The 8,054-nt window shown below is 47.7% G+C and carries 9 protein-coding genes; all 9 read right to left on the bottom strand.

Annotated features, from left to right (window positions below; translation table 11 throughout):
• Nucleotides 1–581, bottom strand: a 581-nt coding sequence (locus tag Q8O80_RS18075; RefSeq protein ID WP_305581837.1) for an MFS transporter, incomplete at its 3' end; no start/stop codon positions are given.
• A gap of 298 nt (nt 582–879) precedes the next feature.
• Nucleotides 880–2,121: an ATP-binding protein gene (locus Q8O80_RS18070; protein WP_305581835.1), complete on the bottom strand. Its 1,242-nt coding sequence runs from the start codon at nt 2,119–2,121 to the stop codon at nt 880–882.
• Nucleotides 2,114–4,888 (bottom strand): TrlF family AAA-like ATPase, encoded by a 2,775-nt coding sequence (locus Q8O80_RS18065; protein ID WP_305581833.1) that lies wholly within the window; start codon nt 4,886–4,888, stop codon nt 2,114–2,116. Before Q8O80_RS18065 ends, Q8O80_RS18070 begins: the two co-directional genes overlap by 8 nt.
• Before the next feature lie 49 nt (nt 4,889–4,937).
• Nucleotides 4,938–5,093: a hypothetical protein gene (locus Q8O80_RS18060; protein ID WP_305581831.1), complete on the bottom strand. Its 156-nt coding sequence runs from the start codon at nt 5,091–5,093 to the stop codon at nt 4,938–4,940.
• 168 nt (nt 5,094–5,261) lie between these two features.
• Entirely contained in the window at nt 5,262–5,504 is a 243-nt protein-coding gene (locus tag Q8O80_RS18055) for a hypothetical protein (RefSeq protein ID WP_305581829.1), read from the bottom strand.
• Nucleotides 5,505–6,107: 603 nt separating this feature from the next.
• Complete coding sequence (locus tag Q8O80_RS18050) at nt 6,108–6,326, bottom strand: hypothetical protein (protein WP_305581827.1); 219 nt, start codon at nt 6,324–6,326, stop codon at nt 6,108–6,110.
• A gap of 787 nt (nt 6,327–7,113) precedes the next feature.
• Nucleotides 7,114–7,398 carry a HigA family addiction module antitoxin gene (locus Q8O80_RS18045; protein ID WP_305581825.1) on the bottom strand — a complete coding sequence of 95 codons (285 nt, stop codon included), beginning with the start codon at nt 7,396–7,398 and terminating at the stop codon, nt 7,114–7,116.
• 15 nt (nt 7,399–7,413) lie between these two features.
• Complete coding sequence (locus Q8O80_RS18040; RefSeq protein WP_305581823.1) at nt 7,414–7,710, bottom strand: type II toxin-antitoxin system RelE/ParE family toxin; 297 nt, start codon at nt 7,708–7,710, stop codon at nt 7,414–7,416.
• A 91-nt stretch (nt 7,711–7,801) separates the two neighbouring features.
• Nucleotides 7,802–8,054 (bottom strand): hypothetical protein (locus tag Q8O80_RS18035; RefSeq protein ID WP_305581821.1); only part of this gene is annotated, 253 nt, incomplete at its 5' end.

Here is an 8,054-nt window from a genome sequence, read left to right as displayed (position 1 = left end):
CCCGGGTCCCGCCGGAGCAACAGCGCGATGAAAAACAGCAGCGAGGACACCGACGCACTGAGGATGATAAAAGCTGTCCGCCAGCCGTGGCCGGCGATGAGCATGCTCACCGCAAAGGGGATGATAAATTGTCCGGCGCCGGTGCCGACCTTTACGATGCCGGTCATGGTCCCCCGGTTGTGGATAAACCACCGGGCCGTGGTGGTCATGGGGATGACGTCCACGGCGCTTAAACCGATGCCGATGACGGCTCCGTAGAAAAGATAAAGCTGCCAGACGGCATGCAGCCCGGACATGAGGAAATAACCCAGTCCGAAAAAAAAAGCGGTGACCGCCGTGGTCACCCGGGGCCCGATCCTGTCGTTTAACCTGCCGACAAAGATGCCCAAAAGACCCATGAGGAAAAAAGCCGTGGAAGACGCGCCGGAGATCGTTGCCCTTGACCAGCCGAACTCGGCGTTCAACGGGTGGAAAAATACGCCATAGGAGACATATGCCCCGATCCCGATTGCCTGGACGGCAAAGCAGGCGGCGGCGATGACATAACGATAGGAATATGTAGAGTTCTTTGAACTTTCCATACCTTATCCGCAACTGAATATTCTATTTTAGGCTCATCTTGTATTGAAAAACACATCTATCAGCCATGGCAAATTTCTGTGGCACGATACATAAATTTTCTGCTTTCGCTCTACAAGTATTTTGAGGACTTCGCGATTGAGAAGCGGCCAAAGTTGGCCTGAAGCTGAGATGCGAAAATGTTAATTTATTTTTTCGCGCGCCCTTAGCCAAGTCTTCAAGACTTGTTGCTTCAAACAAATCCAGTAACCAGCTGGCCAATGCGAGCCGATGCTCGAATTTTACGATAGTTTTATTTTTTTACGCATTTTTAGCCGCATAAATAGTCAATAGAAGTTCTGAATCATCGATGAGTTGATAAACCGGTGTTTTGCCAGAAAGATTTGTGCTTTCGTTTAGAATTATCGGAACGCCGTCTCCACGTTTTTCCATATAAAAGCCTTGCCCCACATCACCGATTGTTTCTGCTACCGGGCTCTCGGCAAGCAAGCTTGTAATCAGTTCATTCCGGGTAGACTGGCGCAAGGCCATGCTATCAACGGTGACCGTATTCGGCAGCGCCCCTGGTGAAAATATTTCAAGCCGGTCATCGAACATAAAGAAGCGGATTTTGGACCCTGAAACGGAGTAGTCGCGATGGGCCACGGCATTTACGACAGCTTCGAAAACGGCTTTTTCGCTGAATTGAGGCACTTCAACACGATGCGGTTCCTTTGTTGCCGTTACTTTCTGATTTCTCTTCAGAAATGCCATCGCCTGTTTAATCTGTTGATCCAGAGGCCCTCGGATTCTTTGGGCATCCGTCTGGTAATTGGAGTCTTGCCTTGCGCCTCGATAGCGAACAGCTTCGATAAAGGCATTGGGCAGAAAACGTTCCGGCTGCTCACAACACATCAATATGCCGGCCACGGATGCGAGAACCGCACCGCTTTCATCTTTCGTCAACAGGTTTCGCTTCAGCAACACGATTTCCGAAGGTTCCCGGGACCGGGTTGTAAATCTTTGCCAAAGTCCTTCGGACAAATTATTCATGCCTGATTGAGGAATCGACTGTTCGTCGAATCGAATCAACCTGGCCTGACTGCGTTGTTGGAACAGCCGGGCAAGATAATCCGGTTTCATTTCACGTTTTGAGCTGCCCAAACGGTGAAAATATCCATGGGGACTTTTGTGAATAAAAAGGCTGCGAGGTATGTCCATTTTGATGATTGCCCGCTCGACTCCTTGTGAATCGGGCAGCATCATGCGTATAATTCTTACATTGAGCGGTGGATCGATCGAGTCGCTGCAGATATCGCGCACGAATGTTTCGACAACATCCAGCCTATCCAGGGGGATACCTTTTATTTCCCTGATCTTATCATCTACTCCTAATAAAAGCACCCCATCGAAGGAGTTGCCAAACGCTGCTAATTCATCCGCAAGATCATCACGCTTCGGACCGGCAATCCTGCCCGCATGGAAACTGACTGCCTTTAGCTCAAGAATGCTGTCCTCTCCAAGCCGAATCTTACCGAGCAATTCTTCCTGGCTGTCAAACATGCTTACCTCCTTCACCGATCCGTTTATAACGAAGGTTGAATGCCTTTTTCCCACCCTCCATTACGCGGCATATTTCATTTCGGATTTCTGTTTCCTGAAGACTGCCTTGACATACAATACGGGTCTGGCCGGCGCGGACACCAAGAGCCGTCACGTTCTCTGCATCGCCGTTTACAACAATATTGGCGTTATGGGTCACCACGATGACCTGGCGTTTCTGCTTGATTTCCCGAAGTTGGGTCACAATCAGATCATAGATAAGATGGTTATCCAGATCGTCTTCCGGTTGATCGAGAATCAGCGGTTCATCGCCGTAAGAAAGGATAAATGCAAGCAATGCCGCCGTCTTCTGACCGGGTGAGCCCTGCTGAACTGCCTTGAATTCGCCGCCTTGCTTTACGCTGTACAGCACCTCCAGGGAATCTTCGGGAAACCAGCATTCGAGCCTGTCAACATTCTCCGGCGGCAAACCCTGAATATGCACGGCGAAGCGATGGTCGCGAACAGAAGATTCGTCGCCGCTTCGAATATTTCGAATATGGGTTTTCAAATCGTCCAATTTTTGTTCAAAGTCCTGAACACCGGAAACTGTTTCAAACGAATAGTTCTGATAAAGTTCTGCAACCACGCCCTCTTCACTGTCCACACTACCGATATCTCTTTTAAACCTGTCTCCGTCCGCCTGGTTTATCATTTCCCGGAATTCATTCTCCACGGTATCCTTGTTGCCGAAAGGAATAATCTTAATTGACACATACGGGTTATCTTTGAGTACAGCGCCAAAGAAGCGCGAACGACGATCCGTTAAGTCTTTGCGAAGGGTATTCAGTTTATTCAGACACTCTTTTGTTTGTATTTTTAACGCATCCAAATTTTTCCGCCTTGAACCGAAAGCCTTTAAACGTTCTTCCAGAGACTGCCTCTGCTGAACCAGACGTCCATATTCACTGGGATCTCCTGCGCCGACGTCCGCCAATTGTTCACGAAGCTGCTCGTATGCGGAAAAAGCTTTATCAAACGCTTTGGTCCATTCCAAATTTTTTTTCGTTTGTTTCCAGGCCGCAGCAAGCTGATCAATATCCGAAGCAATGGCATCTATTTGCCTGCAAATTCCGTTCAACCTTGCCGCAACATTCTGAACTTCGGTCAGGCATGCTGTATCTGTGCCCCGATCCAAATCGAACCCTGTTTTATCGATATCCTCCGGTAAAATCGTTTTGGACAGATCACGTATTATTACTCCCGAGTTATTCCAGCTTTCTTCCCAGTATTCCAACGCACGGAGTTGTCGCTGCCTTCGTTGAAATGTTTTGAGCACATCGGCATGACCGGCTTTCTCAAAAACGGCTAGTTTTCGCATGATGTCATCGAGTTCGCCGGTGATCCTTGGCTCTTCATTCAAGCCTGCCTCAATTTCCCTGGCCTGGGCACGTAATGAGAAAAACCTGGTTTGCAGTTCATTCCATTTTTCAGCCCATTCCCGAATCCTGACTTCGGGAGCGTCATCGACGATGCTCAATAGCGCCTGGGGACGTTTGGCCAATTCGAAGATCTGCTTTTGGCTGTAAATACGCACAGGAAACCGTTGTGCAATCTCTCCCTGTACAGCCTGCCAATTGCCGTCTGCCGTTGCCTCCAAAATCGGTTCAACGCCGCCGTCAAAACTCCATTGAATTCGAAATTCGGCATCATCTTTGCGATACACTGCGACCAGCTTTGCATTTCTTGTGAGCAGACCATCATCATGGCGAGTCTCGCAATCCTGTTGATACTTATTGAAATCGTCTTTGAGCGCGTCAGGGAGTTCTTTATCGCGCCGAAGTGTAAGGCGTAAAAACTCTATCAATGTTGATTTGCCGGTCCCTCTGCCGCCAATTATCGCATTCAGCCAGGGGTTGAACCTGCATTCGAAGGTCTTTCCTCTTCCGATATATTGTGCGTCATTTACCGTCATGCTTTCGATACCCAAATGCCCATGAGCATTGGGGTCGCCTTTAAAACTATCGCTTCGTTTGATGGACAGCGGTCCGTCAAGAAGCGCCAGCCGAAGCCCTTCAAAGCTCGGCGTACCCATTTTAACCCAGGAAAAATGGCTTCCCGGCGACTTTAATCCGGCAGGATGATGTGCATCTGAACCAAGGATTTCCGCCCATTCCAGTTTGTTGTCTCTATAAAGCTGAGGCTTTTGTGCTGATTGATCGCATAGCTCCATGGCAATGATCTGGTCGTTGTTAAATATCGGCCGGAGCGATGTTCCCGGAAGTTTAAACAGACCTTTTTCCTGGTCTGCATGTGCCGGGATAGCAAGCCCGCCGGCATTGATGATTTCACTAATGACCTCGATGGGGGATTTTGTCGTGGCGTGGTTTGTTCCCCCTTTTTCCCCGTTGAAACCAACAGCTCCGAGAAGCGTATCGATATCCGAAGCCCTCTTTTCCGGCGGCAAAACAGCCAGAATATGAATTCCGCCGTTTACAGAAATTTCCACTCCGGGGAAAAGGTAGAGCGTACGGTAATCCGGGTACTTTTCTTTCTTCAATTCCTCCAAGGCGGCTTTCAAATCGTCTATCCATGCCCCCGTGTTGTGATCTGTCACCGCAACACAGTCAACACCCGCTCGCATATAATCCAGGAGCCACTCTTTGGCTGTGCGCTGTTTTAGAACTTCCTGATCCGGCCCCTTTCCGTACCCGTCGGATTTGGGCGTATGGGTATGAAAGTCAAACTTCCACCAGCGGGCGCCTGCCCAAGGCCATGCCACACTCATGATTTACCTCCAGGTATTGATGGACAAGTTATTTCATGTTCTCGCTTTTTTACACGTCCTCTACTTCAAACATCAGGCGTTTGAACTCTTCCTCAATCAGACGAACCTTGTAACGCGGCTCGGTGTCACTTTCAGTGCCGGCCACAGGAAGATTCATCAGGTTATTGTCACCGTTCACATAGATCGCGTCGAATTCCATATCCATTGTATTGTACTGCTGCTTCCTGAAAAAGTCATCCAGGTCTTCGTTCGATTTTTCTTTTCCAGACCGCGGATTTTATCCTGCAGGTCATTCCTTTGGTAATTTTGCTGTTATTTCTATATATCTCTAAACAGAGTTCGTATGACTTTAGATGATCCTTTTTTTATTATATCAACCTGCATATCCACAGACGCCTGTTCTGGGTGAGTTCACCACCGGAAGCAGCATTTCTTCATCATATTCATGCACCAGTTCGATGCCCGGCGAAAGTGCGTGTCGGAGCTTTTTGCTTTTTTTTAATTCGTTTCCCTCTATACGAAAAGCGCTTAAATGTCCGCAGCACTCCAGCCAGACTTGCCGCAGAAACTTGTCCAGATTCTCCAGCCGGGCATCCCCCGCAACTTTTAAATGCATCCAGTATTCAGGTTGATATAACCCTTTAACCAGAATATGAAAGAACCGCAAAGTCGTGGATACGGATTTAGCGCCATCATGCTTGAGAGCAATTAATTAACCGGCTTGTTGCCTATTTCATTCAAGTATCTTTGCCATTTTTGATGACTAACTATTTTTGACATTGGAACATCTGGTGCGAGGAATTCTTTGTCGAACCTTGTTTCTATCAACAAAGGAAGTTTCCGGCAACCCAGAAGTAGTTGTCTTATCAGTTTGTTCATAAAGTTCCTTTCTTGCGGCTAACGAAAAAATCAGCCGGAGCGTAGCGATCGGCTGGATTGCCATGCTATGCGGTTCTTAAGTGCTTTAAGAGATTATCATAATCGCCATGAGAACCGACCCAGAACCATATAATCTGGTTGTCTTGTTGTATTCCGACAGCGCGGTAATCCTTAGTGATGCGCAGAGAGGAGACTGGCCGCGTCGAATGTATCCGTTTGAAATGAAGACCGGGATGGTATGGGTTCTTTTTAAATCTCTTGTATGCCTTCTTTGCTTCTTTTTTTATCTGTTCCGGCAATTCCCTATAGCATTTCCAGAAACGGTCAGTGGTTCGGGAGGTCATAACTCATCGATGCTCAAAGGTTTTGTTCCCCCCTGCTTATATGCAGAAAGGGCCTCGTCGGCAAGGCTATCCAGGATATCTTCTGAACCTGCAAAAGCCTTCTCCCATTTTCCTTCTGCTTCGAGTTCCTCTATCACCCATTTTGCCAAGGCATTCTGCTCAACCTCTGGCAGCTTAGACGCCTCTTTGAACGCTCTTTCCAGTAGCTTTGTCATGTTTTTTCATCTCCCTTGTGCACTATCGATTAGTCATATTTTACCACACCAGATCAATATATGACATGCCGAAATCTGGGGATACCATACTGGTTTCCGAAAAATAACTGGTATGGTGTCCCCGGTTTTTAACCGGTGCGCGGCTTTTCGCGCGTCCGGTTGAGCGCCGGGTTACGCCGCGTTTTCTACCCCACTAACGTGGGCGCGAGAAAGTCAGCGATCATGTCCCATCGGTTGCGGTACGAGTCGAGATCTGGAATGTTCCTGAAGTCGATCCGTCCCCAGCCCTCGGTTCGTGGTATACTTTTTAGGTCAGCAGTTGGGAATACGAAATACTCGGGATCCTTAGTTTCTCCGGTTCCGTCTTTCTTACCACGGTTGAGCTTTACGACGACAACAAAATCGCAATTGAAATTGTTGATGAGGAAACCGGGTGCGCCAGTTCTCCATCGGCTTTTGACTTGGATTCTCGCAGACGTGTTGTTCTCTGGGTGCGTGGCAACGAGATCATACCCAGGCATGTTTGTGTACGTTTTATAAGACACAATGCGATGAATCAAAAGTTGCCCCAGGACGAGGAACTCCGCTCCTATGGATTCGAGTTTTGTGTCTTGTCGTGCCATATGTCTATGCCTTTTTTTTCGAGTACGTCAGTTGCATAACGGGCTGCTCACGGGCTCGCGGTTGGCAGCACTCCTTTGGTTAAAACAGATGGCATTGGCGCTGCTCGGTTGGATAAAACGGCCCGGCCCCGCCAGTCTGGTGGAGCAGCAAGGTTATATTCCCGTCATGCGGCAACATGTTCAATACCTTCAAAAACAGATTCATCCAGTTGACTGATCTCCCAGTTATTTTGCAAGTTTAACCAAAACTGTGCACTTCCCCCTAAAGCCTTTGAAAGCTTCATTGCCATTTCCGCACTAATGCCTCTCTTACCACGGCAAATTTCATTAATAGTTTTCGGTAACACTCCAATATGTTTTGCCAGCGCAGATTGGGTGAGACCTACCTCATCAAGCTCATCCTTCAACACTTCACCGGGATGAACTGGGGTGTAATGTGTTTCATTCATCTGTTGGCTCCTTTATTAATGATAGTCGATAATCTCGACATCGACTGCATTTCCTTTTTCCCATTTGAAACAAATTCGATATTGGTCATTTATCCGAATGCTGTATTGGCCTTTTCGATCACCTGTCAATTTTTCAAAACGATTCCCACGTATTTCTTGTAAATCTTGTATTGATATTACAGCTCCCAAACGGGCAAGTTTTATCTGGGCTTTCCGGTGTAACTCCTTGGGAAGAATTCGAAACGCCTCCTTGGAGGCCTTCCCATAGTTTATGTCTTGGGTTCCTTTGTTTTTGAAATTTCGAATAGCCATTAAAAACCTTAACGAATTTATACCAACTATACCGGAATCCGGTATGATGGTCAAGACTTAAATAAGAAATATGGAAAAGGCTGAAATTGAATTAACTCATGGAAACATATCTATCCATTTGTCGTTGAAATATCGCGGCCTTCAGCGGCGCGGATTTTTGCGTCCGCTGGAAGGCATGGTGTACGCCCGGCGTGGGCGTGAACTTAAGGGGTGAAAGTCCCCTATACGTGAATCCTGTTAATATCTTGAAGATATTAGCAAAAGTATTAGCCGAAGGCAAGGGCATTTCCGCGAGGATCTGTCTGAAGGCGAAGCGAAGCGGAAGGCTCACCGAAGGTGAGAGC

Source organism: Devosia sp., from assembly GCF_030689745.1.
In the GTDB taxonomy this organism is placed as follows: domain Bacteria; phylum Pseudomonadota; class Alphaproteobacteria; order Rhizobiales; family Devosiaceae; genus Devosia; species Devosia alba.
The sequence above is the reverse complement of the archived record's forward strand: the minus strand, read 5'-3'. Positions and strand labels throughout refer to the sequence as shown.

Bases quoted from the DNA above. Each gene is read 5' to 3' on its own strand.
- Q8O80_RS18070 (WP_305581835.1), bottom strand. From the start codon at position 2,121: ATGTTTGACAGCCAGGAAGAATTGCTCGGTAAGATTCGGCTTGGAGAG.
- Q8O80_RS18055 (WP_305581829.1), bottom strand. From the start codon at position 5,504: ATGCATTTAAAAGTTGCGGGGGATGCCCGGCTGGAGAATCTGGACAAG.
- Q8O80_RS18060 (WP_305581831.1), bottom strand. From the start codon at position 5,093: ATGGATATGGAATTCGACGCGATCTATGTGAACGGTGACAATAACCTG.
- Q8O80_RS18040 (WP_305581823.1), bottom strand. From the start codon at position 7,710: ATGGCTATTCGAAATTTCAAAAACAAAGGAACCCAAGACATAAACTAT.
- Q8O80_RS18065 (WP_305581833.1), bottom strand. From the start codon at position 4,888: ATGAGTGTGGCATGGCCTTGGGCAGGCGCCCGCTGGTGGAAGTTTGAC.
- Q8O80_RS18050 (WP_305581827.1), bottom strand. From the start codon at position 6,326: ATGACAAAGCTACTGGAAAGAGCGTTCAAAGAGGCGTCTAAGCTGCCA.
- Q8O80_RS18045 (WP_305581825.1), bottom strand. From the start codon at position 7,398: ATGAATGAAACACATTACACCCCAGTTCATCCCGGTGAAGTGTTGAAG.